We start from the raw sequence: 24818 nt of genomic DNA on the forward strand, positions 1-24818 counted from the left end.
ACCAGAAAACTCCGACACGCGGAGCCTCTCCCGCGCCAGGGCCTCGCGTTCACGAAATGAACGCGACACAATCCCTGCCTATCGTCCTGCCACCCGGCAGACGTCGAACGTGTGCGGCAACGACGCCGCTGCGCACGACACGCCACACCCGAACAGACGGACGGAGGTCCCAGGTGCGATCAGCCGTCCTGGACCCCGGCGGCACCACCACGCCGCCACTTGCCCGACGCATCGCAGCCCTGCTCCTGCTCGCCCTGACGTCGATCACCCTGCTGCTCGTCGCGACCCCTGCGCGCGCGCAGGGACCGGTCGCCTCGGCGACCGCGGCGTGCGTCGCGGACGCCGCGACCGGCTGCATCGTCGGCACGCTGCGCACCGCCGCCGGAGAGCCGGTGGTCGGTGCCGTCCTCGACGTCGTGGGACCAGCGGGAGACCTCACCGCGACGAGTGACGCGACCGGCCGCTGGTCGGTCGCCGTCACCGAGGCGGGCGAGTACGAGGTCACGCTCGACGTCGCGACGATCCCCGCGGGCGAGACGCTGCGCGACCCCGCCAACAACCCGCGCACCGTCGCGGTGGCCCTGGGAGCGTCGCAGGCCGCGCTGTTCCCGCTCGGCGCTCCCGCAGGTGGCGGTGGCGGTGGCGACACCGGCGACGAGCCGAGCGACTCGCCGACGACCGACGCCGAGGGCGGTGCGGCGGTCCCCGAGACCCCCGGGTCCACCGGGTCGGGCGTGACTGCCGCACGCGTCGCCCAGCTCACCGTGAACGGCTTGGTGTTCGGCACGCTCCTCGCTCTCGCGAGCGTCGGGCTCTCGCTGATCTACGGCACGACCGGGCTGAGCAACTTCGCGCACGGCGAGCAGGTGTCGCTCGGCGGCATCCTCGCCTACGTCGGCACGCAGCTCGTCGGGCTGCCGCTGATCCCGTCGGCGATCATCGCGGTCGCGCTCGGCGCGGCCACCGGGTGGTTGCAGGACGCGGGGCTGTGGAAGCCGCTGCGCCGACGAGGCGTCGGGATGATCCAGCAGATGATCGTCACGATCGGTCTGTCGATGGCCATCTCCTACGTCTTCCAGTTCTTCTTCGGCGCCGGCCCGCTGCGCATCGTCACGGACACCCCGACCTCGGTCTCCATCGGCCCGGTCCGGATCACCACGACGACGCTGTGGTCACTGGCCATCGCCGCCATCGTGCTCGGCGGTGTCGCGTTCTTCCTGCTCGGGACCCGGGCGGGACGCGCGACGCGAGCGGTCGCGGACAACCCCGCGCTGGCCGCGGCGTCGGGCATCTCGGTGAACGGAATGATCCGGATCGTGTGGACGCTCGGGGCGGGCCTGGCCGCGCTCGGCGGTGTCCTCATCGGCCTCTACTTCGGCGCGACCTCCTGGTACTCGGGGGGTGCGCTCCTGCTGCTGATGTTCGCGGCCGTGACGCTCGGTGGCCTCGGTGCCGCGTTCGGGGCGCTCGCCGGCTCGATCGTGATCGGCCTCGTGGTCGAGCTGTCGAGCCTCTGGATCCCGACGGACATGCGGTACGCGTCCGCGCTGGTGATCCTCATCCTCGTCCTGCTGGTACGACCGCAGGGCATCCTCGGCCGAGCGACGCGCGTCGGATAACGGAGACCACTCATGGACTGGACACGCATCCTCACCAACGTCGCCGGCGAGTTCTTCGCCCCGACGACAGCCGCCTACGCGCTCGCCGCGATCGGGCTCAACATCCACTTCGGCCTCACGGGCCTGCTCAACATGGGCCAGGCCGGCTTCATGCTGCTCGGCGCCTACGGCTTCGCCATCGCGACCATCGCCGGCTGGCCCCTGTGGGCCGCGGTGCTCATCGCCATCGCGGCGGCGACGATCTTCGCGCTCATCCTCGGCATCCCGACGCTGAAGCTGCGCGGGGACTACCTGGCGATCGTCACGATCGCCGCCGCCGAGATCGTCCGGCTCGTCGGCCGCTCGACCGCCCTGACCGAGCTCACGGGCGCCTCCAGCGGCCTGCGGGGCAACCAGTACAAGGACACGTTCCAGGACGCCTCACCGTTCGACGACGGCACCTGGGCGCTCGGACCGTTCGAGTACGCCGTGAACGCGTCGAACAGCTGGTGGATCCGGATCGTCGGCTGGGTGGTCGTCGCACTCGCCTGCCTGCTCGTCTGGCTGCTCATCCGCAGTCCCTGGGGCCGCGTCCTCAAGGGCATCCGCGAGGACGAGGACGCCGTGCGCTCCCTCGGCAAGAACGTCTACAGCTACAAGATGCAGGCACTCGTGCTGGGCGGCGTGATCGGGTCCCTCGCCGGGATCCTCTACGTGCTCCCACGAGCGGTCCAACCTGACTCCATGGGCAGATCCATGACGTTCTTCATCTGGACGATCCTGCTGCTCGGCGGGGCGGCGACCGTGTTCGGCCCGGTGCTCGGCTCGATCATCTTCTGGGCCGTCCTCGCCATCGTGAAGCTGACGCTGCGTGACGTCGTGCCGACGACGATCCTGCGGAGCGAGCAGATCGAGCAGTTCGGCTGGATCATCGTGGGAGTCGCCCTGATGGTGCTGATCATCTTCCGACCACAAGGCATCCTCGGCGACAAGAAGGAGCTGGCGATCAATGCCCACTGAGCCCTCGCCCGCCGCCACGGACGCCCGCGCGGCCGTCGCGGCCGCGCTCCGGGACGTCCCGCACGTCCCCGGAGCGCCCAAGCCGGACCCCGTCCTCATCGCCGACGACGTCCGCCGGATGTTCGGTGGCGTGAACGCCGTCGACGTCGACCACGTCGAGGTGCAGCGCGGAGCCATCACCGCCCTCATCGGGCCCAACGGCGCCGGCAAGACGACGTTCTTCAACCTGCTGACCGGGTTCGACAAGCCCAACAGCGGCAAGTGGACGTTCGACGGTCGCTCGCTCGGTGGCGTCGCCGCCGCGCGGGTCGCCCGCGCCGGGATGGTCCGCACCTTCCAGCTCACCAAGGCGCTCAACCGCATGACGGTCATGGAGAACATGCGTCTCGGCGCGACCGCGCAGCCCGGCGAGAACCTCTTCGCCGCGCTAGTGCCCGCGGTGTGGCGTCCGCGGGAGAAGGCGATCACCGAGCAGGCCGAGGAGCTCCTCGCCCGCTTCAAGCTCGACACCAAGCGCGACGACTTCGCCGGCAGCCTGTCCGGTGGTCAGCGCAAGCTGCTCGAGATGGCCCGCGCACTCATGGCGAAGCCGCAGATGATCATGCTCGACGAGCCGATGGCCGGGGTGAACCCCGCGCTGACGCAGTCGCTCCTCGGGCACATCCAGGCGCTGCGCGACGACGGCATGACCGTGCTGTTCGTCGAGCACGACATGCACATGGTCCGGCACATCTCCGACTGGGTGATCGTCATGACGGAGGGCAGGATCGTGGCCGAGGGGCCGCCCGAGTCGGTGATGAACAACCCGGCGGTCATCGACGCGTACCTCGGTGCGCACCACGACACCGACCTCGGCGACGACGCCCTGCTGGACGACGCCGTGCTCGAGCAGCTGCGCACCGAGGACGAGGAGGCACGATGAGCGACGAGGCGATGGAGGCGGTCACCCGCGACGACCACGGCACCCCGGCGTCGGCGTCCACGTCCGTCTCGGTCGGCGACCGCGCCGGCCTGCACCGCGGGGCACCCGAGGGCGAGCCGCTCCTGGCGGCCACCGACCTCGTGGCCGGGTACCTGCCCGGGGTCAACATCCTCAACGGGTGCGACCTGGTCCTGCACCCCGGTGAGCTGATCGGGATCATCGGCCCGAACGGCGCCGGAAAGTCGACCCTGCTCAAGGCCCTGTTCGGGCTGGTCAACGTCCGCTCCGGCTCGGTGACGCTGGCGGGCGAGGAGATCACCAACCTGCGCGCCGACCACCTGGTCCAGCGTGGCGTCGGGTTCGTCCCCCAGAACAACAACGTGTTCCCCTCGCTCACCATCGAGGAGAACCTGCAGATGGGGGCGTTCCAGGCGCCGCGGAAGTTCGCCGAGCGGTTCGCGTTCGTGGCGGACCTGTTCCCGACGCTCGCGGAACGTCGCCGGCAGCGCGCCGGCTCGTTGTCCGGTGGAGAGCGCCAGATGGTCGCGATGGCCCGGGCACTCATGATGGAGCCGTCCGTGCTCCTGCTGGACGAGCCGTCCGCAGGCCTGTCGCCGGTGAAGCAGGACGAGACGTTCCTGCGGACCCGGAAGATCAACAAGGCGGGCGTCTCCGTGGTCATCGTGGAGCAGAACGCCCGCCGCGCCCTGCAGATCTGCGACCGCGGCTACGTGCTCGACCAGGGCCGGAACGCCTACTCGGGACCGGGGCGGCAGCTCATGCACGACCCCAAGGTGATCGAGCTCTACCTCGGCACGCTCGCCACGGACGTCGAGGCAGCGAGCCACGGCCCGCTCCTCCCGCCGACCTCGACGTCCTAGTCCGCGTCGGACCCGGTCGGTGCTGCGGCCCGACCGGGTTCGACGTCGACGTCGGCCGCTCGCGGTGCGTCGGTGATGCCCAGCTCGTCCGCCAGGTAGAGGAACGCCTTGGCGTACGGGTGCCCCTGCACGTCCTCGCGGATCACGTCCCAGTCGATCTGCTCACGCAGCGCCCGCACGATCGCCAGCAGCCGGCCGAAGTCGCACGCGTGCTCGCCCAGCACCCGCATCTTCGCCGAGACGATGTCCGTGGCGGCCAGCACCGGCATGCGCACCGCGAGCACCTCCAGCTCGTCGGCGCGCGCGAGGAGCTCCTCGGTGACCGGCTCCCCCACCATCCGGAACAGCACGTCGACCAGCTGGCCGTGGTGGAACGCCTTGAAGAGCCAGTTCTCCGCCGGCTGCTCCACCACGAGCCCCGCTGCGGCGATCGCCTCCTTGGCGCGGTCGACGTCCTTCTCGGTCACCGCGAAGTCGGCGTCGTGGCTCGGTTCGGGCGCTCCCCGCGCCCACGACGCGTAGCCGCCGACGAGCGCGAAGGGGATCTCCGCGTTCATCAGCGCGACCGCCGTGAGCCGGAGCCCGTCCTGGAGCGCGGTGCGGTCGTCGGGGGGGTCGGCGAGGGCGCCCTGCTGCGTCATGGCTCCAGTGTCTACACGCCGACGGGCGGGCTCGCAGGTCGGCAGGGACAATCGACGGGATGCGCCTCGCCACCTTCAACATCCTGCACGCGCGCTCGCTCGGCGACGGGCAGGTGGACCTCGACCGGTTCACGGCCGCCGTCCGCGACCTCGACGCCGACGTCCTCGCGCTGCAGGAGGTCGACCGTGACCAGCCCCGCTCGCACGGCGCGGACCTGACGGTGCTGGCGGCCGAGGCGATGGGTGCTCCGGAGCACCGGTTCGCGGCCGTCCTGCACGGTGAGCCCGGCCTCTGGACGGCCGCCACCGGCGACCACCAGCCGGCGACGGCGTCCTACGGCATCGCGCTGCTGAGCCGTCACCCGGTACGCGAGTGGCGCGTCCTGAAGCTGCCGGTGCTGCGTCGACGGGCACCCGTGATGTGGCCTGGCAACCGCTGGCCGGCCCTCGTCAGCGACGAGCCCCGCGCTGCCCTGGCTGCGGTCGTCCAGGGGCCCCAGGGGGACGTGACCGTGGTGGCGACGCACCTGACGTTCATCCCCGGGTGGAGCACCCGCCAGCTGCGCACGCTCGTGTCGCACGTCTCCGGTCTCCCCCGGCCGCTCGTCCTCATGGGCGACCTCAACATCGGGGGCGACCGTCCGGCCCGCGTGTCGGGCATGCGCGCCCTCGCGACGGCCGCCACGTTCCCCGTGTCGCACCCGCTGCGGCAGCTGGACCACATCCTCGCGGACGGTCCCGTGGAGCCTGTGGGCGCCGCCCGCGCCATCGACACCGGGTTGTCCGACCACCGCGCGCTCGTCGTCGACGTCACGTACTGAGCGGGCACGCCGAAGGCCGGCGCGGAATGCTCCGCACCGGCCTCCGGTCAGTCGTGCAGGCGGGGTCAGCCGACCTCGCCGAACTCCGACTTCGTGAACGTGTACTTGTTGTCGGCACCGAACGTGTAGACGCCGATGTACGCGGACGACGGGTCGTTGTCCGCGTTGAACGGACCGACACCCGACTGGGCCTCGTAGTCGATGTCCTCGCCGGCGTCGAGCAGCTCGACGCACTCCTCGAACGTGGCGCACTTCTCGCCGCCGTCGGCACCGGAGACCGCAGCCATGTTGGCCTGGATGGTCTCGCCGTCCGTGGCGCCACCCTTCACGGCCGCGAGGGCCGCGAGGATCGTCGCGTCGTAGGACTCCGGCGCGTACGAGAAGTCCGTCAGACCGTCGTTCACCTCGAGGAGGCGGGCCTGGAACTCGTCGCTCGGGAAGGCGCCCGGCAGCGTGCCCTGCGCGCCCTCGAGGAGGCCGGCCTGGAACTCCTCGCCGAACTGCGTGAGGTTGCCGTCGACGAAGTAGACCTTCGACATGTCGTACCCCTGAGCGGCGAGCTCGGAGACGATCAGCGGGGTCTGCGTGGTGAAGGCGATGATCGCGATCGCGTCGGGGCTCGTGGCGAGCGCACCGCTGACGATCGTGTTGAAGTTCGTCTCGTTCGGGTCGAACTCCTGACCGGCGGTCCCGTAGGACAGCGTGGCGCCTGCCTCCGTGACGACGGACTCGACGACGTTGCGCAGCGACGTGCCGTAGTCGTCGTTGAAGACGATGACGCCGGGGTTCACCGCGCCGTCACCGAGGATCAGGTTGGCGAGCGCCGCACCCTGGACCGTGTCCGGCGGAGCGGTCCGGAAGTAGAAGTCGCTGTAGCCCGAGAGGTCCGTCGCGGTGTTGGCCGGCGAGATCTGGACGATGTTCGCGCCCGTGATGTCGTCGATCACGTTGCGGGTCACCGAGGACGACGCCGCACCGATGATGACCGAGACGTCCTGGCTGATGAGGTCCTGCACCGACTGGGTGGCGACCTCGGCGTGCTCGGCGTCGGAGGAGTCCGTGTGCTCGACCTGGACGTCCTGGCCGAGGACACCGCCTGCGGCGTTGATGTCCTGGACCGCGAGGTCCACGCCCGCGATCTCGGGCGGGCCGAGCTGGGCGAGCGAACCGGTCTGCGGGAGGAGCGTGCCGATGATCAGCGGGCTGCCGGACTCGGCGCTGGCGCCGTCTGTCGCGTCGTCGCCGCTGTCGCCGGAGCTGCAGGCGGCGAGAACCAGCGCGGCTGCGCCGGCCAGGGCCGCGGCCCGAACTGCGTGTGTCGAACGAATCATGCGTGGTACCCCTCTGTGAAGTACTGCGATCCGCAGAGCCCGGTAGGGCTCCTGCAGGTATGGCGCGAAAGTACTCATTGTTTGTGTCCGCGATGTGAATCGACATGTCTCAGGGCGTGTTGTTGCCGAGTTGTGACCAACCGGTAACTTCCGAACTGGACAGGTGCCCGACAGATCCCGGAGCGCCCGGACACGACGAAGGCCGGCCCGGATCACCCGGACCGGCCTCGTCGACGCGCGTCAGGAGGACGCGCCACCGACCTGCTCGATGACCGCGTCGGCCACCTCGCGCATGGTCAGGCGGCGGTCCATCGACGTCTTCTGGATCCAGCGGAACGACTCCGGCTCGGTCAAGCCCATCTTGGTCATGAGCAGACCCTTCGCCCGGTCCACGCGCTTGCGCGTCTCGAAGCGCTCCGCCAGGTCCGCGACCTCGGACTCGAGCGCGCTGATCTGCGCGTACCGCGAGATCGCGATCTCCACCGCGGGCAGCAGGTCCGCCGGGCTGAACGGCTTGATCACGTACGCCATCGCACCGGCGTCGCGCGCCCGCTCGACGAGCTCCTTCTGGGAGAACGCCGTCAGCAGGACCACCGGCGCCAGGTGCAGCTTGCCGATGCGCTCGGCGGCCGAGATGCCGTCGAGGACGGGCATCTTCACGTCCATCACGACGACGTCGGGCTTCAGGTCCGTGACGAGCTGCACGGCCTGCTCGCCGTCACCGGCCTCCCCGACGACGTCGAAGCCCGCGTCCCGCAGCGTCTCGACGACGTCCATGCGGATCAGCGCCTCGTCCTCCGCGACGACAGCACGCCGCGCCGCACGAGCCGGGGCAGGGGTCGTCGGCTCGCCCGTCGGAGCCGGAGTGCTCAGGTCCAGGGCGTCGGGGGCCGTCGCCTCGGTGGGTTCGGGGGTCGCGTCGGTGCTCACGTGCACAGAGTAGTGGCCGTGCCCGCTCCCTTCGCGGTGGTTGCCCTGTGAGGCAGCCCACGCGGGCGCTTTCGGACGTAGCCTCGAGTGGACCGTCCGAGGAGGCCCGACGATGCGCAGCCACCGATCCGTCCGAGCGGCCCTCGCCGCACTGCTCCTGCTCGGGCTCGCCGTCCCCACGGCGAACGCCCACGACACGCCGACGGAGTACCTGCTGGATCCCGCCGGCACCGCCGCCGCGGCGATCTTCCCCGAAGGCATCGCCGCCCGCGGAGACACCTTCTACGTCGGCAGCACCACCGACGGCACCGTGTACCGGGGCGACCTGCGCTCCCCCACCGCGACACCCTTCCTGCCCGGCGGCGCCGACGGCCGCACGTCCGCGGTCGGGATGAAGATCGACGGGCGCACCCTGTTCGTCGCCGGTGGCGCCACCGGCCGCGTCTTCGCCTACGACGTGCGCACCCGAGAGCTCACCGGCACCTGGGAGGTCGAGCAGACCGGCGCACCGACCTTCCTCAACGACATCGCCATCAGCCCGCGCGGTGACGTCTACGTCACCGACTCCCTGCGTCCGGCGCTCTACCGGATCGACCGGGCGGAGCGTCGCACGGCGTCCGTCGAGACCCTGCCCACCTTCCTCGACTTCACCGGGACCGCCCTGACGTACCAGCCCGGGTTCAACGTCAACGGCATCGTGGTCTCGCACGACGGCCGGTACGCCGTCGTCGCGCAGTCGAACACCGCGACGCTGTACCGCGTAGGCCTGCGCGACCGGAGCGTCACCCGCATCGACGGCGTCACCGTCGCCGGCGACGGGCTCGTCCTCGCCGGGCGCACCCTCTACGCCGTCGAGCGTCAGGGAGACGTCGGGTACATCGTCACGATCGCTCTCGACCGCAGGCTGACGGCCGGCACCGTCCTCTCCCGCACCACCGACCCCGGTTTCGACGACCCGACCACCGCTGCCCTCGTCGGACGGTCGCTGCTCGTCGTGAACAGCCAGTTCGGGGAGCGTTCCTCCGGCGAGACACCCGGACCGTTCACCGTGAGCCGCGTCCGCGCGCCGAGGTGACGTCCACGCCGGGCTATCCTGCTGCACGGCCCCGATAGCCCAACCGGCAGAGGCGTTCGGCTCAAACCCGATCCAGTGTGGGTTCGAATCCCACTCGGGGCACCGTGTTCTCGAAGGTCGAAGCCTGTGTCGGCACGCAACCCCGATCTTGTCCGCCAGCCGTACATCGGCACCGCCGCCGTCGCGCTGCGGCCCTCGACGCAGGCCCGGTCGCCGGCACGTCGAGCACGACCTGTCAGGTGGGCGCACCGGGACTCCCGGGCGGGCTCGCCGACTCCTGGGCTCAGTAGGGCTCGGGCGCCGGTGTCATCCCCCACGGCACGGCGTCCACGCCGGCCTCCCGGCACGCCGCCCGGTAGGCCCTGTACAGCGGGCCGGACGCCGCGCCACGAACGAACGAGGCCGCGCGCCGGATCTCGAACTCGAGGGCGAACGGCGCGTCGTCCGCCGGGGACAGGCCCTCCAGTGCCCTCAAGAAGTATCCGGCCACCTCCTCGCTACCCCCGCCGAGTGCCGAGGTGAGCACCCCCAGCCGCGCGTCGATGCGCGCGGCGAGGTCGGAGTCCGCGACGAGCGACGCCGCCTCGGCCGCCTTCTGCATGCGGCGAAGGCCCTCGGCGGGGTCCGTGCTGGCCTCCCGCATGCCGAGCCACAGCTCGACCTGCGCCCGGATCGCGGGATCGGGGTCGGGCGTTGCTGCGGCAGCACGCAACACCTCGAGCGCCGCATGAGGCGCTCCGGCATTCTCGTGCGCCTCGGCGGCCACCATCGCCGGTGTGAGGTACGGCGACCAGCCGGCGGCGTCGAGCACCTCGTGCAGCCGCACGGCCTCCTCGGCGCGACCGCCCGCGACGGCGTCCGCCAGCTGGGACCGCGCCACATCGTGCAGCGCGATCGTCGCCTCTGGATCGAACGCTGTCCCGACGAGCTGCTGGTAGGCGGTGTATGCCTCCGCGAGGTCCCCGCGCTCCCGCAGGCGTCGCGCGTGCACCACCCCGAGCGCGAGGACCGCCCACGGGTCGTGCGCGTAGCGCTCGACGATCTCGCCGGCTTCGGCATCCCCGTCGGTCTTGCGGCCCGGCGCCGCGCCGGCGACGAGCGCACGTGCCTGAGCCAGCACGTCCGCAGCCGCGGCCCGGGCCGGGTCGGTGCGCAGCCACGCCTCGGCGTCGGACCAGTGGTACTCGGCCTCGCGCAGCTCGCCGTCACTGGCTGCCAGGCCCACCACGCTCGCTGCGTGACGTAGGGCGTCGTCGGTACGTCCGAGGCAGGCCTCGACGACGACGACCGGCAGCACGTGCTCCACGTCGACGAGGTGCTCGCTGAGCTCGGGCAGGAGCGCGGCGGCCTCGTCCAGCCGACCCAGCAGCGCCAGTGCGTTCACGCGGCGCAGCGCGGCGGCACGGTCCGCGGGGTCCGACGCCGCTATCTGCTCGAGGTCGGCCCGGGCCTCCTCCAGCTCGCCCCGGCGGGTGTGCACGGCGTGCCGGACGACCTGGGCGGACGTTGGGTTCCACGGCGTCGGTCCGGGCACCGTGAGATCGTGTGCCGCCGCCTCGTTGCCCTCGTCGCGCAGCTCCGCCCACGCGCGCACGAACTGACTCTGGGCGTCGTCGCCGACTCCTTCCGCCGCAAGCACCCGGAGCGCCTCGCGCGGTCGGTTGTCGCGCGCGAGGTCGACCACGTACTCCCAGCGGGCCTCGGAGTCGTGCGGATCGAGCTCGAGCGCCTTGGCGCGCGACTGCCGGGCGGCGTCGGTGAGCCCGACAGTCTGCAGGAGCCGGGCGTCCGTCGCCCAGGAGCCCGGCGATCCGGGCTCGAGACACAGCGCCTTCTCGATCCGGACGACGGCCTCCCAGAGCGACGAGCTGACCGGCCGGACCGCGAAGACGCTCAGTCCCTGGTCCTCGTCGGGCGCGCTCGCGTCGAGGTCCTCGAGGATGTTGGCACCGCTCCAGTAGACCCACGACTCGTTCTCCGAGGGCGCAGCGGTACGGGCCAGCCACGCGGACCAGTGCTGCTCTGCCTCGACCATCCACTCGTGGGCCGGTGGCCCGCCACCCCGCCACGCGCGCAGCCGCAGCATCTCGGCGAGATACCAGCCGGCCAGCGGCAGGTCGGGTGTGCCGTCCACGAGCCCACGCAGCAGAGCGAGCGTCTGCTCCGCGTCGTCGTCCCACGCACTGGGGTCCACGCTCCAGGCGCCGCGCTTGGCGACCTCGTAGAGCGACTCTCTGATCGCGTCGACATCGGCATCGAGGGACTGGAGCGCCTGGGCACGCGTCAGGTACACGGCGCTCTCGGGGTACGGCTCCGGTCCGCTGACACCCCGGGCGAGCGCGTCGTCGCAGGAGCGCAGAGCCTCCTCGACGAGGCCCGCGTGCAGCTGCGCTGCGGCGAGCTCCCGCAGGTACAGCCCGGTGGCGAGACGCAGGGTGACCCGCTCCGGCCACGCCAGGCGGCGTATGCCCCACCGCGCGAAGCCGGCGCAGTACTGCTCTGCTGCGACCGCCAGGTCGCCGGCGGCCTCGGCGACGGCAGCGAGCGCGATCGGCCCGTCGCCGGGCTGGTACTCGTCCTCCGCGGCGATCCGTGCATGCGACCGGGCCTGGTCGATCTCCCCCCGGCGCAGCAGCGCCGCAGACATCTCGACTCGCAGGCGCGAGTCGTCGTGCACGTCCAGACGCCTCAGCAGCACGGCCTCGGCCTCGGCCATCCGCAGCGAGGCCTCGTGGGTGAGAGCGAGCAGGAGCGCGAGCTCGTCCTCGATGTTCGCCGACGATCCGGTCTTCCGGGTGCTGCCGCCGAGCACCGAGAGCAGCTCCACGATGTCGTCGCCTGAGGCGTCCGAGTCACCGGTGTCCAGGTGGTGTGTGAGTCGGCGCAGCAGAGCGAGGACCTGGGCGCTGCGCTCGTCGGGGGCGGGTTCGGCGGTCTGGGACGAGTCGTGCCCGGGCTCGCCGACGAGGTCGAGCAGCTCCCCAGCGGTGGGCGTTCCCGCGGCGGACAGGGTCGAGACCCACTCGGCGACGAGCAGCCGGTCGGCCCGCCGGGGGTCGGCGCCGGCAGCCCGGCGCAGCCTGCGCGCGACGGAGGCCAGGCCATCGTGCTCGTACCGTCGGCGGAGCGCCGCGAGCTCGCTCGCCGTGTCGCACCGGGCAGCCAGGGCGTCGAGGAGTCCTCGGGCCTCGTCGATGGCGTTGCGCAACCTCGGGAGCGCGCCGTCCGCGTCGGCGACGTCGAGGAGCCGGTCCAGGGGCGCGGCGACCACGTCCGTGACCGCGGACCTGATCTGCTCGAGCCCCTCCCGGACCGCGTCCAGGGGGTCGGGCGCCACCGCTGCGTCGTGGTCCGTGGTCATGGCCCGGCCTTGCCGAGGCTCTTCAGGTCAGCGGGCCGGGTGAGCGTGATCGGTCCGGGCGACTGTGCGACGAGGACCGGGAAGGCCCACGGCCGGCGTGCCTGCTCGAGACGTGCTCGGCCCCGCTGCACAGCGAGGTGCACGGGCTGTCCGGCTCCGACCTCGCGGTAGAAGACCTCGAAGAAGTCGTGGGCCGCGGCCGCGTCGACCGGCAACGGGAAAGCCAGGACCGCGTGGACGCCGCACTCCAGCAACGCGCGCGCGAAGACGGTGAGGTCCGGAGGCAGCTCGGTGTCCGACACCCGCACCGGCTGCAGGATGACGAGCGCCGGAGGCGGTTTGTGCTCCGTGAAGATCTGCGCGAACTCAGCCGCGCCCAAGCTCACGAACGGATCGGCGGGGTAGTCGTCGATGTCGACGGCGTCGACCTTCCCGCGCTCGTCGTCCAGGCTCTGGTAGCGGGCTCGTGCGACGTAGTGCAGCACCGTCGGCCCCGTCCGGAGCAGGTCGCGCAGCGCGGATTCCGTGGGGTGGTCACCCTCCGTGGCCGAGGTCGGCACGACCGTGGTCTCGCCCGCCTGCTTTGCGCGCCTCGCGATCTCGTCTGCCTCGGCCGCGAGCGTCTGGCGCTGTTCAGGCGACTCGCCTGGAGAGCGGAACACCACGACGCGCAGAGGCTCCGGCGCCGCGAACGCCTGCGCGGGCTCGACGTGCAGGATCCGGACCAAGGTCGTCGCGTCGTCGCTCGCGAAGCGCACGCCCGCTGCCAGCACGGGGACCCCGCCCGACACCGGGTCGACGGGCAGGTAGAGCGTCTCCCACGGCAGGTAGAGCAGATCCTCGTCGACGTCGTCGCGGAAGTGCAGGAGGAGGTCGAGCACGCGGTCGTCCGCGCCGAGCAGGCCGCGCAGTCGCTGCTGCACGTCGTCGGACCACAACGTCTTCGCCAACGCCTGGCCGACGACGAGCGACTGCTGCGCCTTCGTGAGCCGGGTGGGGTCGGTGGCCTTGAGCATCCGGAACAGGCGTGCGACGTCCGGGCGCAGCACGTTGAGGTCGATCCGGACCTCAGCACCCCAGTCCCCGTCGAGCGACGCGGACGTGAGGGAGACGGTCCACCGCTCGTTCTGCTGACCGATGACCACCAGGAGGTCCCGGGACGGTCCTGCTGGCGGCGCCTGCTCGTCCAGACCGGCGCGCTGCGTCTCGGTCATGCTGTCGCGCCAGCGCCCGTCGGCCCGTGCGGCGTCCGCGTTCTCGCCCTTGAGCCGCTCGAACACCGCGAAGGCGACGTCGATAGGGACGGCCAGCCCACCGAGGTCGGAGTCGACGCTCCGGGACTTGCGGACGACGCCGACGACGGTCCCGGTGCGCAGGTCGAGCAGAGGCGAACCGGAAAGACCTTCCCGAACCTGACCGACCTTCATCTTGAGCAGTCGGGGCGGACCACCCTCGGTGCCCTCGTACTCGTACGTACCCGGTGTGCCGCCTGGCTTGACCGGAGGGTAGCCGTACGCGAACAAGGCGTCCCCGATGCGCGGCACGTCGCCGAGGACCACGACGGCCGACTGACGCCCCTTCGCCTCGATGGTCAGCAGCGCGAGGTCGTTCTGGGCGTCGACCTTCGGTGCGGTGAGCGGGTGCTGCGACGTGCCGGTGCGAGGGTCGACGACATCGATGATCTCCTGTGCGCCGGGCCGGCCCAGGGCGCGCTTGACGACGTGATAGCACGTCAGGACCTTGCCGGGGGCGACGAGGAAGCCCGTCCCGGCCACCGCGTGGTCGACGTCGATGCGGACCGTCGCCAGCTCGAGGAGCTTCGCGAGCTCGTCGTTCACAGCACGTCCCGGGGGGCGGGATCCGTGTCCTTCCAGAGCAGCCGGACCTGGAAGGTGGCGGTCCCCGAACCCTTGACGATCAACGACGTGAGCTTGCCGGTCTCGACCGCGACGTCGAGACCGAACGTGACCTCGGCCTCGTCCGGCCGGGCGCGGCGCAGGGCATCTGTCATGGCCTTCGCCACCTCGGTGACCGACGAGGTCAGGTCGTCGAAGGGGAGAACCGTGCCCAGCCCGGTGACATCCTGCTCGAGGTCGTCCTGCTGGGCGATCTCGATCTTGAAGACGGGCCCACCGCCCGCGACCTCCGTGCTGACGACGCGTTCCACCCGAATGCCCCTTTCGGAAGGTTCCCTCGCTCGAACGCTACTCGGGCCATCTCAGGTGGTCACGGGTGGAAAAGTACGAATTGCGGTCCCTCGCGATTGTTGCGATCCGGCGCAAGAATCGGCCCTGTTCCTGCCGGACGACGAGCTGACCGTCGTGTCGGCCGCGCCAGGAGCACCAAGAAGGATCGCGCCGCGATACGTGATGCCGTGGAGGGGCGTGCACCACGAGGCGGCCTGCCCCGCCCCGGAGACGGGCGGCCTCCGTGCCGGACGCGGGCGGTGACCGACGGGCGGCGCAGAGCGGTCCGCGCTCGGCAGCAGCTTCCGGCCGTGTGTCGATCTGGCGTTCCCCCGCGCGTCGTCCGGTTGGACGTCGCCGATCGCAGGGCGACGCCACCGGTGAGACACGACGGAGGACACGATGACCACCCACCCCGCTGACCCGACGAGCACGCTGCCCGCCCCTCCCCCGGTGACCGACCTCGCCACCTGGCAGGCCGCCCGCGACGAGCTGCTCGTGCAGGAGAAGGCTCACACTCGCGCTGGTGACAGGCTCGCGGCGGCCCGGCGCCGGCTGCCGCGGGTCGAGATCGACGGGACCGTCGAGGTCGTCGGGCCGGACGGGCCGGTCCCGTTCGTCGACCTGTTCGACGTGCGCGACGAGCTCGTCGTCTACAAGCACATGTGGCACGACGGCGCTCCTCACCAGGGGCAGTGCGAGGGGTGCACGGTGACGGCGTGGCAGCTCAAGGACGCCGTCTACCTGAACGCCCGCGGCGTCTCCTTCGCCATCCTCACGACGGGCAGCTGGGACGAGGTCGCCCCGTTCGTCGAGTTCATGGGCTACACCCAGCCGTGGTACTCGGTGCGCGACGTCGAACCGCCCGTCGGGGACGACATGGGATCGTTCGCCTCCTTCCTGCGCGACGGCGACCGCGTCTTCCTGGCCTACTCCACGACGGGGCGCGGCGTGGAGGCGGCGATCGGGTCCTTCGGCCTGCTCGACATGACGCCGCACGGACGCGGCGAGGCGTGGGAGGACAACCCCGGGGGCGGGCCCGAGGGGCGCGAGGCGTGCTGGTACTGGCGGTCCGACGCGGACGGGAGGGCCGGGTGGGCGCAGACGAGCCGGCCCGTGCCGCAGTGGACCCGTCCCGGAGCAGCTCCCGTGGAGACGCTGGGCCGCCACGCCCATCATCACTGAGCGCGGCAGGCCCGTGGCATACCTAGAGGCGCTAGGGTTTGATACCTAGCACATCAAGGTAGAGGAGCCGTCGTGCGCATCGACAAGGACCTGGTCGCTGCCTCGGCGACCCCGCTCGTCCTCGGGATCCTCGCGGACGGCGACCTCTACGGGTACGCGATCCTCAAGCGGGTCGGCGAGCTCTCCGGCGGGCGCATGCAGTGGACGGACGGGATGCTCTACCCGCTCCTGCACCGGCTCGAACGGCTCGGCCACGTCTCGTCGTCCTGGGGGACGTCCGAGGCGGGCCGGCGCCGCAAGCACTACGCCATCACGTCGACCGGGCGGGCCGCGCTCGCCGAGCGGCACGCGCAGTGGGACGTCGTCGCCGACGCGCTCCGGCAGGTCTGGGAGTCCGCGCCGCGGCCCGCCCCCGTCGTGGAGGGGTGGGCGTGATGGCGGCGGACGACGAGCTCGAGGCGCAGATCGACCGGTGGCGCGGCTACGTGCACCGACGGCAGGTCATCTCGTCGGCCGACGTCGACGAGCTCGAGGACCACCTGCGGGGCCAGGTCACCGACCTGCGCGCGACGGGGCTCGACGACGACGAGGCGTTCCTCGTCGCGATCAAGCGTCTCGGCAACCTGGACGCGGTCTCCCGCGAGTACGCCCGGGAGCACTCGGACCGGCTGTGGAAGCAGCTGGCGCTCGTCCCCGACGACTCCCCCGGCTCGCCGGCGCCGCGGTGGCGCGAGCTCGCGGTCGTGCTCGCGCTCGCGGCCGGTGCAGGTGTCGCGGTGCGGGCCGGGATCGCCTGGTTCGACGACGACCTCGCGCTCGCGCGCAACGTCGGCCTGCTCGTCGTCCCGTTCCTCGCCGCGTACCTGGGGTGGAAGCGCCGGGCCGGGGTGCGCACCGTGGCGGCGATCGCCGTGCCGTTCGTGGTGCTCGCCGTCGTCCTCAACGTGTACCCGTTCGTCCCCGAGGGGTCGACCGAGGTGCTGGCGATCCTCCACGCGCCCGTCGTCCTGTGGCTGCTGGTGGGGCTCGCGTACGTCGCCGGCTCGTGGCGCTCCGACGCCCGACGCATGGACTTCGTGCGGTTCACGGGCGAGCTCGCCGTCTACTACACCTTGCTCGCGCTGGGTGGCGGGGTCCTCCTGGGCCTCACCGCCGCGGTGCTGCAGCTCGTGGGCGTCGACCCCGAGCCGGTGATCACGGGCTGGGTGATGCCGTTCGCGGTCCCCGGCGCCCTGGTCGTCGCCGCCTGGCTCGTCGAGGCGAAGCAGGACGTCGTCGAGAACATCGCCCCCGTGCTGACACGGATCTTCACGCCGCTGACCGTCGTGATGCTCGTGGCCGTCCTCGGGGTGCTGATCTCCTCCGGCGGCCTCGTGGAGGTGGACCGCGACCTGCTCATCCTCATGGACGCGATCCTCGTGCTGGTCCTCGCGCTGCTCCTCTACTCGATCTCCGCCCGCGACCCGCTCGCGCCGCCCGCGCTCGCCGACTGGCTCCAGCTCGTCATGGTGGGTGCCGCCCTCGCGGTCGACGCCGTGATGCTGACCGCGATGCTCACCCGGATCGCCGAGTTCGGCACGAGCCCCAACAAGGTCGCCGCGCTCGGTCTCAACCTGCTGCTGCTCGTGCACCTCGGCGTCTCGGCGTGGCGCAGCGCCCGGTTCCTACGTGGTCGGGGGACGTTCTCGGAGCTCGAGCGCTGGCAGACGCGGTACCTGCCGGTCTACGCCGCCTGGGCCGGGTTCGTCGTGATCGTGTTCCCGCCGTTGTTCGACTTCGCCTGACCCGCGACGGTCGAGCGCGGTACCGTCCGGCGAGGCACGCACCCCGCGGGCCTGGAGCACGATCCGACGCGACAAGGAAGTCGATGCGGCAGGAGTCACGACGAGTCCGGCTGCGGACGCGCGCGCCCTGGCGGCTCGTCGTCGGCGCGTCGCTCGTCGTCCTCCTGACCCCCTCTGCTGCGACCGCTGCCGGGGCGGGCGACGCGCCGCCGCCGGACGAGGTCCTGGAGCTCTTCGACGAGGGGGCGGCGGCCGCGTTCACGACCGACGGCGCGGCGCCCGAGCAGGTCACGTTCGGCACGCCCCGCACCGTCCACCGGTTCACTCAGACGTACATGCGCGGCGACGCCCGGGGAGACGTCGTCGAGCCGGACGGGACCTGGATCGCCCCGGCGTTCGACGGCGACGGGCGCAGCATCGGGACGGCTCTGGTCTGGTACCCGGACGGAGCAGCGGACCCCGAGGTCGCTGCCGTCGAGTGGGACCCGCACCTGGGCGAACGGCTCGCGGCCGCCCCTGCCGACCCGCTGGTGCACTTCCCCGAGGCGAACCTGTGGTTCACGCTCCATGGCGACGAGCTGCGAGGGCTGGACGGCTCGCAGGTCGTGGTCGAGGAGTACGGCACGTCGCTCACGGCGCAGCTCACGGGGATCGACGCCACGGGCGGCGGCGCGCAGGTCCTGGTGCCGGACTCGGCGATCCTCCAGCCGCGGGGCAGCACCACCGCTCTCGCGATCGGAGCGGCCGTGGTGCTGGCCGTCGCCCTCCTGCGCCGACGCTGGCGCGGCTCGCGCGGCCCGGCCAGCCAGGGCGAGACCTCCGGCTGACCCAGCTGTTCTGCGGCCCCGAGGGACAACGCTGTCCCGTAACAGTTACTTGCCAGTCAGTAACACTGCCCGTTACTGTGCCGCAAAACGGACAGGTCGCCCCGCACGTGCGCAGCGTCGTGACACGTGTCATCGGGCGGCGCCGACCCCCGGCCCCGTCCGTTCGCCGAGGTTCCAGGAGGCAACGATGCATCCCGTACGCCCACGCACCGCCACCCGCCGAGCACACGGACTCGCCGCCGCTCTCGGCGCCGCCGCCCTGGTCGCTGCCGGTCTGGTGGCCTCGACCTCCTCCCCCGCCGAGGCAGCAGTCGGGGACGTCATCTGGTCGCAGGAGTTCAACGGCTCCGCCGGCAGTGCCCCCGACTCCTCGGTGTGGAGCTACGACACCGGGGCCGGCGGCTGGGGCAACGCGGAGCTGCAGAACTACACGACGTCGCGCAACAACTCCGCGCTCGACGGGCAGGGCAACCTCGTCATCACCGCCCGGCGCGAGGGAGACGGGTCGTACACGTCGGCGCGGCTGCAGAGCAACGACAAGTTCGAGGTGAAGTACGGCCGCGTCGAGGCCCGCATCCAGATCCCGCGCGGCCAGGGCATCTGGCCGGCGTTCTGGATGCTCGGCGGTGACTTCCCCCAGAACTCATGGCCGTCGTCGGGCGAGATCGACATCATGGAGAACGTCGGCAAGGAACCGCACCGCATCTACGGCACGGTGCACGGCCCCGGCTACTCGGGCGGCGGCGGCATCACGGGCGCGTACCAGCACCCGCAGAACTGGTCCTTCGCGGACACCTTCCACACCTACGCGGTGGACTGGAAGCCCGGCTCGATCACGTGGTCCGTCGACGGGAACGTGTTCCACCAGGTCACGCGAGCAAGCGTCGGCGGCAACGCGTGGGTGTTCGACAAGGCGTACTTCCTCATCCTCAACGTGGCGGTCGGGGGCCAGTGGCCCGGCTACCCCGACGGCTCGACCCAGTTCCCGCAGCAGATGAAGGTCGACTACGTCCGCGTGTACGACAACGGCTCGGGCTCCGGTGGCGGCGGTGGCGGCGGGTCGCTCCCGACAGGCACGGGCACCGTCCGCGTCGCGAACCAGCTGTGCCTCGACGTGCCGTGGGCGCAGACCCACGACGGCAACCCGATCCAGGTGGTCGGCTGCAACGGCAACGCCGCCCAGCAGTGGACCCGCGGGTCCGACGGCACGGTCCGCGCGCTGGGCAAGTGCCTCGACGTGAGTGGCGGCGGGACGGCCAACGGGACCGTCGTGCAGCTGTGGACGTGCAACGGCACGGGCGCCCAGAAGTGGACGTACGACTCGGGGACGCGCGCGCTGAAGAACCCGCAGTCGGGGCGCTGCCTCGACGCGGTGGGTGGCACGCCCGTGCACGACGGGCAGCGCGTGAACCTGTGGGACTGCCACGGTGGCGCGAACCAGCAGTGGTACCTCTGACGCCCTGACCGGCGGCTCGGGGGCGACGGTCAAGCGCCGTCGCCCCCGAGCGTCAGCTCAGCGGGACCACTGCATGCTGGTCGCCGTGGTGCAGGTCCGCTGCTCGAGTGCGGCTCCCGCAGCGGTCGAGCCGTTGACCACGGCGACGCACTTGTTGCTGTTGACGTTCACCAGCTGGAAGTAGCCGTCGCCCGTCGAGCGCCAGCTGAACACCTGGTTGAGGCCGTCGTGGCAGGTGTACTGGATGATCGCCGCACCGTCGGCCGTGGAGGCGCCTGTGACGTCGACACACTTGCCGCTGTGCACGCTCTGCAGCCGCACGTTGCCGCTGCCGGCGTCGAGGAAGCGCCACTGCTGCCACGCCGCACCGTTGCTCGTCCACTGGCCGATCACCGCGAGGTTGTCGAGGTTGGGCTGCTGGACGTCGACGACCTGGCCGCTGTTGCGGTTGGTGATCCGGTACGCCGTCGGGCCGCTGCCTCCTCCGCCGAACTGCCACCAGTTGACGTTGAACAGGTTGCCGCTGCCCCCGACGAAGCGCAGGTACAGGTCGTGCGTGCCCGTGGCTCCGCTCACCGGGCAGGTGGTGGTCGTCCAGCTCTGCCAGCCTCCGGTGCCCCCGACCGTGCAGGTGCCGGCGAGCGGGCCACCGGTGCCGTCCAGCCGCACCTCGATCCGACCCCCCGCAGTCGCGGAGGCCACCCGGGCGGAGAACGAGGTGGCCCCGGTGCCGAACGCGACGCCCTTGACCTTGACGTAGTCCCCGTTCTCGATCCACCCGATGTTCATCCCGCCCTCGCTGGACGGCTCCGTCTCGATGCCGGAGCCCCAGGCGATCGTCTCGGCCTCCTGCCGGACGTACGGGTCGAGCGTGCCCACCTGGGGTGCCCCGGTCGTCGTCATGGTGATCGTCGGGATGCTGCCGTCGGCGTTGTAGCTGAACTTCTCGACGGCCACCGACCGCGTGTAGCCGCCACCACCCGGCAGAGCCCCGTTGTGGTAGAAGAAGTACGAGGCTCCCTTGAAGTCGATGACGCCGGCGTGGTTGGTGAAGCTGCTGCCCTGCGTGGGCATGATCGTCCCCCGGTACGTCCACGGTCCGGTCGGACCGGGGGCAGTGGAGTAGGCCAGGAACTCGGAGCAGCACCGGGCGGCGAACACGTTGTAGTAGAGCCCGCCACGCTTGTAGACCCAGGGCCCTTCCTCGTAGAGCGTCGGGCGGCTGGCGTTGCCCGTGCGGGTGCCGAACCCCGCGGTGGTGAGCGGGATCTGCGTCGGGCTGCCGGAGAACGAGATCATGTCGGCGTTGAGCCGCACGTACCAGAGGTTGGGGTTGCCCCAGTAGAGGTACGCCTGCCCGCCGTCGTCGATGAGGACGGTCGGGTCGATCTCGCCGTTGCCCACCAGCGGCCGGCCGATCGCGTCCCGGAACGGGCCCGTCGGGCTCTCGGAGACGCCGACCCCGATGACCATCTGCCCGTTCGAGCGCTGCCGCACCGGGACGTACCAGTAGTACTTCCCGTTGCGTGCGACGACCTGGCCCGCCCAGGCGTTGGCGTCCGCCCAGGAGAACGTCGCGAGCGACATCGGCGAGCCGTGGTCGGTCCAGTTGACCATGTCGGCCGAGGAGAAGACCCGCCAGTCGCGCATGGTGAAGTAGGTCGACGCGTCCTCGTCGTGCCCCGTGTAGAGGTACACCCGGCCGTCGACCACCAGCGGCGCCGGGTCGGCCGTGTAGAGGTGCTGGACGATCGGGTTGTCCGCCTGCGCGGGGGCCGGCGCCAGCGTCACGGCGCAGACCAGAGCGACGAGCACGACGACGGCCGACCGCAGCCTCGAGGGTCCGGCGGTCACGACCTGCTCCACCGCTGGTTGGTGTTGCCGTGGCACGACCACAGGATCACGGGCGTGCCGTTCGCGGTGCCGCTGTTGTTCACGTCCAGGCACAGGGCCGGGAAGCGGCCGTTGCTCACCGTGCCGTTGGCGTTGAACGTCCACTGCTGGTTGGTGCCCCCGTTGCAGTCCCAGACCTGCACCCGGGTTCCGTTGGCGGCGTTCAGCGGGACGTCGAGGCACTTGCCCAGGACGCGCAGCGTCTGACCGTCCTGCGTGAGCTGTTGGTTGGCGTTGGTGTGGCAGTCCCAGATCACCGTGCCGGTCCCGTTCGTGCTGCTGGCGCGCTCGACGTCGACGCACCGCCCCGCGGACGCGCTGCGCAGGCGGAACGTGCTGGGGGTCGACGGGTCGGTGGTGGTGCCTCCGCTGACCCGGTAGACCACGGTGCCGTGCGCGGGGACGCTCGCCGAGATGGTCCCCGTGCTGGTCGAGGTGCCGTTGGTCCACGCGTCCCGCAGCGTGAACGAGCTGCCGCTCTTGCCGATCGCCGCCGCGGTGGTGGAGACCGTGGTGGTGGAGCTGCCCTGGTTGAACAGAGCGACCGCGACGTCACCGTTGGCCAGCCGCTTGGCCAGCACCCGGCGCGTGCCGTCGTGGGACACCTGGACCGCCTGCCGGCCGAGCGTGTCCTGGTTGATCGCGATCAGGTTGCCGTTCCTGAGGATGTCGAGCGTCGCCGTGCTGGCCGACCGCACGTCGTTGCCCATCATGAGCGGCGCGGCCATGACGGCCCACAGCGCGAAGTGGCTGCGCATCTCGGTCTCGTTCATGCCACCGTTGCCGACCTCGAGCATGTCCGGGTCGTTGAACCCGCCCGGCCCCGCGTAGCCCGCCAGCGGCACCGTGACGTTCACGATGTTCTGGATCCCCATCGGGTAGCCGTTGGTCTGACCCGTGTCCCACGCGTTGGTGATGTCCTCCGTCGTCCGCCAGAGGTTGGCCACGTCGCTCCAGCTGCGCTGCGGGCCGGTCTTGGAGTGGATGCTGTTCGAGTTGATGCTGTAGACGATCGGCCGGCCCGTGGAGGCCAGCGCGTCGCGCATGATGGCGAACCTGGCCACCTGCTCGGAGATGGTGCCGGTCGGTGAGCACCAGTCGTACTTGAGGTAGTCCACCCCCCAGGCGGCGAACTGCCGGGCGTCCTGGTACTCGTGGCCGAGGCTGCCCGTGGAGCCCGGGTAGCTGTCGAAGTACTGCGCGCAGGTCTGGTCCAGCGGGCCCTGGTAGATGCCGAACAGCAGGCCCCGGGCGTGCAGGTAGTCACCGAGCGCCTTCATGCCGCTCGGGAACCGCTGCGGGTCTCCCTGGAGGTTGCCCTGGGCATCGCGGTTCGGGTTGAACCAGCAGTCGTCGACGACGACGTACTTGTACCCGAGGTCGCGCAGCCCGGTGCTCACGATCGCGTCGGCCATCTGCCGGATGAGGGTCTCGTTGATGTTGCAGCCGAACGTGTTCCAGGTGTTCCATCCCATCGGCGGTGTCCGGGCGACGCCGTTGTCGAGCGCCTGGGCCGGTCGCGGAGCGACGACCGCGTCGGTCGTCACCGTGGCGAGCGTGAGCGCCAGGGCGCCGAGGACGGCCGCGAGCCATCTCGTGGGTCTACGCACGTGCATCTCCTTGCTCCGGGGACGTGAGCGGTGCCGGCGCTCGCCGGCACGGCGCGTCCTGCGCGGGCCGACGCCCGTCGAGGCCGGTGCGCCCGACCTCGCCTGGCGTGCGGGTGCCCTCCTCAGGCGAGGCATGGCCCTTCCCTGCCGGCGCGGGCCGGGTTGCGGTCGTCGCCGTCGTCGCGCGCACCGTCGTGTCCGGTGGTGGCGACGCTGCCAGCGCGACGGGCCGATGTTATCGCTCACATTTACCGTTAAAACGTTTCGGACGGCGAAGTGGCACGGAACTCGACCGCCCAGGGCTGCCGGACCCTTCTCGCCTGGACGGGCACACCGACCAGCGGAAGCATCACCTGCATGGCGCTCCACGAACAGCTCACGGCCTCGGACGACCCGTACTTCGCCCACGAGACGTACCGCCACCTGCGCACGATGCTCGTCGCGCTCCCCGTGCTCCTGCTCACCGGCCTCGTCGGCGCGGCGTTCGCGTTCGGTCTCGACTCCATCGAGGGCTCCATCAGCGCCTACTACCTGGGCCCGATGCGGGACGTCTTCGTCGGTTGCATGGTCGGGATCGCGGTGTGCCTCGTCGCCTATCGCGGTGAGGCCCTCGAGGACTACGCCCTCAACCTCGCCGGCTTCTACGCGCTGTTCGTCGCGTTCGTCCCCACGCGGCTCGCGCAGTCCCTCGCGAAGCTCGAGACGGAGCAGGAGCGGGCCGACGTCGTCGCGTCCCTGCGCGTCACGATCGCAGCCGTCCTCCTCGTCACCGCCGCGTTCCTCGTCGTGGAGGCGAGGACCGGTCACTGGCCGTACCGGGAGCTGCGCAAGAACACCGTGACCCGGTGGTTCTTCCGGATCTCCACCGTCCTCGCGGTGGGGTTCGTCGTCCTGCTCGTGTGGCGCGCCGTGGAGGGGACGACCTTCGACAACGTCCACCTCGCGGCGGCGCTGCTGCTCGTGGCCAGCATGGCGACCGCGGTCGCGAGCTACGCCTGGCCCGCTCGCACCGGCTCCCTGCGCCCGGCGCGCAAGGACGCCGGCCGGTTCGGCGACGGGACACGCACCTACCAGTGGATCTTCTGGCTCATGGTGGTCGGTGGGATCGTCATCGCCGTCGTCGCCAAGCTGGTCTTCACGTCGGAGTACGCCGTCATCATCGCGGAGCTGTGGGAGCTGGGGCTGTTCGTCGCGTTCTGGCTCATCCAGACCCTGCAGAAGTGGGAGCCGCCGACCGACGAGGAGAGGCGCGCGGCAGTCACGGGCGCCACCGCAGGCTCCTGACCCCGTGCGGGGG

At 71.3% G+C, this 24818-nt stretch carries 20 protein-coding genes and 1 tRNA gene; 13 read left to right on the plus strand and 8 right to left on the minus strand.

The window, feature by feature from the left end:
* Positions 1-173 precede the first annotated feature (173 nt).
* The 4 genes from CTE05_RS04700 to CTE05_RS04715 are packed head-to-tail and all read left to right on the plus strand — an operon-like array spanning position 174 to position 4421.
* A complete protein-coding gene (locus CTE05_RS04700) occupies positions 174-1619 on the plus strand; it encodes a branched-chain amino acid ABC transporter permease (RefSeq protein ID WP_186814736.1) in 1446 nt (481 codons plus the stop codon).
* Between the two features lie 12 nt (positions 1620-1631).
* On the plus strand, positions 1632-2618 hold the full coding sequence (locus CTE05_RS04705; protein ID WP_146844954.1) for a branched-chain amino acid ABC transporter permease: 987 nt from the start codon (positions 1632-1634) through the stop codon (positions 2616-2618).
* Positions 2608-3540, plus strand: coding sequence for an ABC transporter ATP-binding protein (locus CTE05_RS04710; RefSeq protein ID WP_146844955.1), 933 nt, complete (start codon positions 2608-2610; stop codon positions 3538-3540). The genes CTE05_RS04705 and CTE05_RS04710 overlap by 11 nt, the downstream gene beginning before the upstream one ends.
* Positions 3537-4421, plus strand: a complete 885-nt coding sequence (locus tag CTE05_RS04715; RefSeq protein ID WP_146844956.1) for an ABC transporter ATP-binding protein — start codon at positions 3537-3539, stop codon at positions 4419-4421. The genes CTE05_RS04710 and CTE05_RS04715 overlap by 4 nt, the downstream gene beginning before the upstream one ends.
* Here CTE05_RS04715 and CTE05_RS04720 read toward each other — a convergent pair.
* Positions 4418-5062 (minus strand): nucleotidyltransferase family protein, encoded by a 645-nt coding sequence (locus tag CTE05_RS04720; RefSeq protein WP_146844957.1) that lies wholly within the window; start codon positions 5060-5062, stop codon positions 4418-4420. The two genes, CTE05_RS04715 and CTE05_RS04720, sit on opposite strands and share 4 nt — an antisense overlap.
* Before the next feature lie 59 nt (positions 5063-5121).
* On the opposite strand from CTE05_RS04720, the gene CTE05_RS04725 reads away from it, so the two are divergent.
* On the plus strand, positions 5122-5883 hold the full coding sequence (locus CTE05_RS04725) for an endonuclease/exonuclease/phosphatase family protein (protein WP_146844958.1): 762 nt from the start codon (positions 5122-5124) through the stop codon (positions 5881-5883).
* Between the two features lie 65 nt (positions 5884-5948).
* Here CTE05_RS04725 and CTE05_RS04730 read toward each other — a convergent pair whose 3' ends face one another.
* Both CTE05_RS04730 and CTE05_RS04735 read right to left on the minus strand, forming a co-directional pair.
* A complete protein-coding gene (locus CTE05_RS04730) occupies positions 5949-7214 on the minus strand; it encodes an ABC transporter substrate-binding protein (protein ID WP_146844959.1) in 1266 nt (421 codons plus the stop codon).
* Between the two features lie 240 nt (positions 7215-7454).
* The gene (locus tag CTE05_RS04735) at positions 7455-8144 is read right to left on the minus strand and encodes an ANTAR domain-containing response regulator (RefSeq protein WP_146844960.1); all 690 of its coding nucleotides are present in this window, start codon (positions 8142-8144) and stop codon (positions 7455-7457) included.
* A 112-nt stretch (positions 8145-8256) separates the two neighbouring features.
* Here CTE05_RS04735 and CTE05_RS04740 point away from each other — a divergent pair, with 112 nt between their 5' ends.
* Together CTE05_RS04740 and CTE05_RS04745 are read left to right on the plus strand one after the other, a co-directional pair.
* The gene (locus CTE05_RS04740) at positions 8257-9219 is read left to right on the plus strand and encodes an SMP-30/gluconolactonase/LRE family protein (RefSeq protein ID WP_146844961.1); all 963 of its coding nucleotides are present in this window, start codon (positions 8257-8259) and stop codon (positions 9217-9219) included.
* 28 nt (positions 9220-9247) lie between these two features.
* Positions 9248-9321, plus strand: a tRNA-Leu gene (locus CTE05_RS04745).
* Between the two features lie 181 nt (positions 9322-9502).
* Here the strand turns inward: CTE05_RS04745 and CTE05_RS04750 are convergent.
* Genes CTE05_RS04750 through CTE05_RS04760 form a run of 3 tightly spaced genes read right to left on the minus strand, consistent with a single transcriptional unit; the run spans position 9503 to position 14747 of the window.
* On the minus strand, positions 9503-12580 hold the full coding sequence (locus CTE05_RS04750; RefSeq protein WP_146844962.1) for a hypothetical protein: 3078 nt from the start codon (positions 12578-12580) through the stop codon (positions 9503-9505).
* On the minus strand, positions 12577-14418 hold the full coding sequence (locus tag CTE05_RS04755) for a trypsin-like peptidase domain-containing protein (protein ID WP_146844963.1): 1842 nt from the start codon (positions 14416-14418) through the stop codon (positions 12577-12579). The genes CTE05_RS04750 and CTE05_RS04755 overlap by 4 nt, the downstream gene beginning before the upstream one ends.
* Positions 14415-14747: a CU044_2847 family protein gene (locus CTE05_RS04760; RefSeq protein ID WP_146844964.1), complete on the minus strand. Its 333-nt coding sequence runs from the start codon at positions 14745-14747 to the stop codon at positions 14415-14417. Before CTE05_RS04760 ends, CTE05_RS04755 begins: the two co-directional genes overlap by 4 nt.
* Positions 14748-15168: 421 nt before the next feature.
* Between CTE05_RS04760 and CTE05_RS04765 the strand changes: the two genes are divergently transcribed.
* The 5 genes from CTE05_RS04765 to CTE05_RS04785 all read left to right on the plus strand — a co-directional run bounded on the left by CTE05_RS04765 (position 15169) and on the right by CTE05_RS04785 (position 20018).
* Positions 15169-15951, plus strand: a complete 783-nt coding sequence (locus CTE05_RS04765) for a DUF899 family protein (RefSeq protein ID WP_146844965.1) — start codon at positions 15169-15171, stop codon at positions 15949-15951.
* A gap of 72 nt (positions 15952-16023) precedes the next feature.
* Positions 16024-16386: a PadR family transcriptional regulator gene (locus tag CTE05_RS04770; RefSeq protein ID WP_146844966.1), complete on the plus strand. Its 363-nt coding sequence runs from the start codon at positions 16024-16026 to the stop codon at positions 16384-16386.
* Positions 16386-17735, plus strand: coding sequence for a permease prefix domain 1-containing protein (locus CTE05_RS04775; protein ID WP_146844967.1), 1350 nt, complete (start codon positions 16386-16388; stop codon positions 17733-17735). The genes CTE05_RS04770 and CTE05_RS04775 overlap by 1 nt, the downstream gene beginning before the upstream one ends.
* An 83-nt stretch (positions 17736-17818) precedes the next feature.
* Positions 17819-18562: a hypothetical protein gene (locus CTE05_RS04780; protein ID WP_146844968.1), complete on the plus strand. Its 744-nt coding sequence runs from the start codon at positions 17819-17821 to the stop codon at positions 18560-18562.
* A gap of 187 nt (positions 18563-18749) precedes the next feature.
* On the plus strand, positions 18750-20018 hold the full coding sequence (locus tag CTE05_RS04785; protein ID WP_146844969.1) for a glycoside hydrolase family 16 protein: 1269 nt from the start codon (positions 18750-18752) through the stop codon (positions 20016-20018).
* A 57-nt stretch (positions 20019-20075) separates the two neighbouring features.
* On the opposite strand, the gene CTE05_RS04790 is transcribed toward CTE05_RS04785, so the two are convergent.
* The gene (locus CTE05_RS04790) at positions 20076-21872 is read right to left on the minus strand and encodes a family 43 glycosylhydrolase (protein ID WP_246123268.1); all 1797 of its coding nucleotides are present in this window, start codon (positions 21870-21872) and stop codon (positions 20076-20078) included.
* Positions 21869-23521 (minus strand): glycoside hydrolase family 27 protein, encoded by a 1653-nt coding sequence (locus CTE05_RS04795; RefSeq protein ID WP_146844970.1) that lies wholly within the window; start codon positions 23519-23521, stop codon positions 21869-21871. The genes CTE05_RS04790 and CTE05_RS04795 overlap by 4 nt, the downstream gene beginning before the upstream one ends.
* A gap of 357 nt (positions 23522-23878) precedes the next feature.
* On the opposite strand from CTE05_RS04795, the gene CTE05_RS04800 reads away from it, so the two are divergent.
* Positions 23879-24805 (plus strand): hypothetical protein, encoded by a 927-nt coding sequence (locus tag CTE05_RS04800; protein WP_146844971.1) that lies wholly within the window; start codon positions 23879-23881, stop codon positions 24803-24805.
* Positions 24806-24818: the final 13 nt, after the last annotated feature.

Origin of the sequence: Cellulomonas terrae (genome assembly GCF_007990265.1) — a bacterium.
Lineage (GTDB): Bacteria > Actinomycetota > Actinomycetes > Actinomycetales > Cellulomonadaceae > Cellulomonas > Cellulomonas terrae.

Bases quoted from the DNA above. Each gene is read 5' to 3' on its own strand.
- CTE05_RS04740 (WP_146844961.1), top strand. From the start codon at position 8,257: ATGCGCAGCCACCGATCCGTCCGAGCGGCCCTCGCCGCACTGCTCCTG.
- CTE05_RS04730 (WP_146844959.1), bottom strand. From the start codon at position 7,214: ATGATTCGTTCGACACACGCAGTTCGGGCCGCGGCCCTGGCCGGCGCA.
- CTE05_RS04720 (WP_146844957.1), bottom strand. From the start codon at position 5,062: ATGACGCAGCAGGGCGCCCTCGCCGACCCCCCCGACGACCGCACCGCG.
- CTE05_RS04750 (WP_146844962.1), bottom strand. From the start codon at position 12,580: ATGACCACGGACCACGACGCAGCGGTGGCGCCCGACCCCCTGGACGCG.
- CTE05_RS04715 (WP_146844956.1), top strand. From the start codon at position 3,537: ATGAGCGACGAGGCGATGGAGGCGGTCACCCGCGACGACCACGGCACC.
- CTE05_RS04725 (WP_146844958.1), top strand. From the start codon at position 5,122: ATGCGCCTCGCCACCTTCAACATCCTGCACGCGCGCTCGCTCGGCGAC.
- CTE05_RS04710 (WP_146844955.1), top strand. From the start codon at position 2,608: ATGCCCACTGAGCCCTCGCCCGCCGCCACGGACGCCCGCGCGGCCGTC.
- CTE05_RS04765 (WP_146844965.1), top strand. From the start codon at position 15,169: ATGACCACCCACCCCGCTGACCCGACGAGCACGCTGCCCGCCCCTCCC.
- CTE05_RS04705 (WP_146844954.1), top strand. From the start codon at position 1,632: ATGGACTGGACACGCATCCTCACCAACGTCGCCGGCGAGTTCTTCGCC.
- CTE05_RS04775 (WP_146844967.1), top strand. From the start codon at position 16,386: ATGGCGGCGGACGACGAGCTCGAGGCGCAGATCGACCGGTGGCGCGGC.
- CTE05_RS04785 (WP_146844969.1), top strand. From the start codon at position 18,750: ATGCATCCCGTACGCCCACGCACCGCCACCCGCCGAGCACACGGACTC.
- CTE05_RS04800 (WP_146844971.1), top strand. From the start codon at position 23,879: ATGGCGCTCCACGAACAGCTCACGGCCTCGGACGACCCGTACTTCGCC.
- CTE05_RS04780 (WP_146844968.1), top strand. From the start codon at position 17,819: ATGCGGCAGGAGTCACGACGAGTCCGGCTGCGGACGCGCGCGCCCTGG.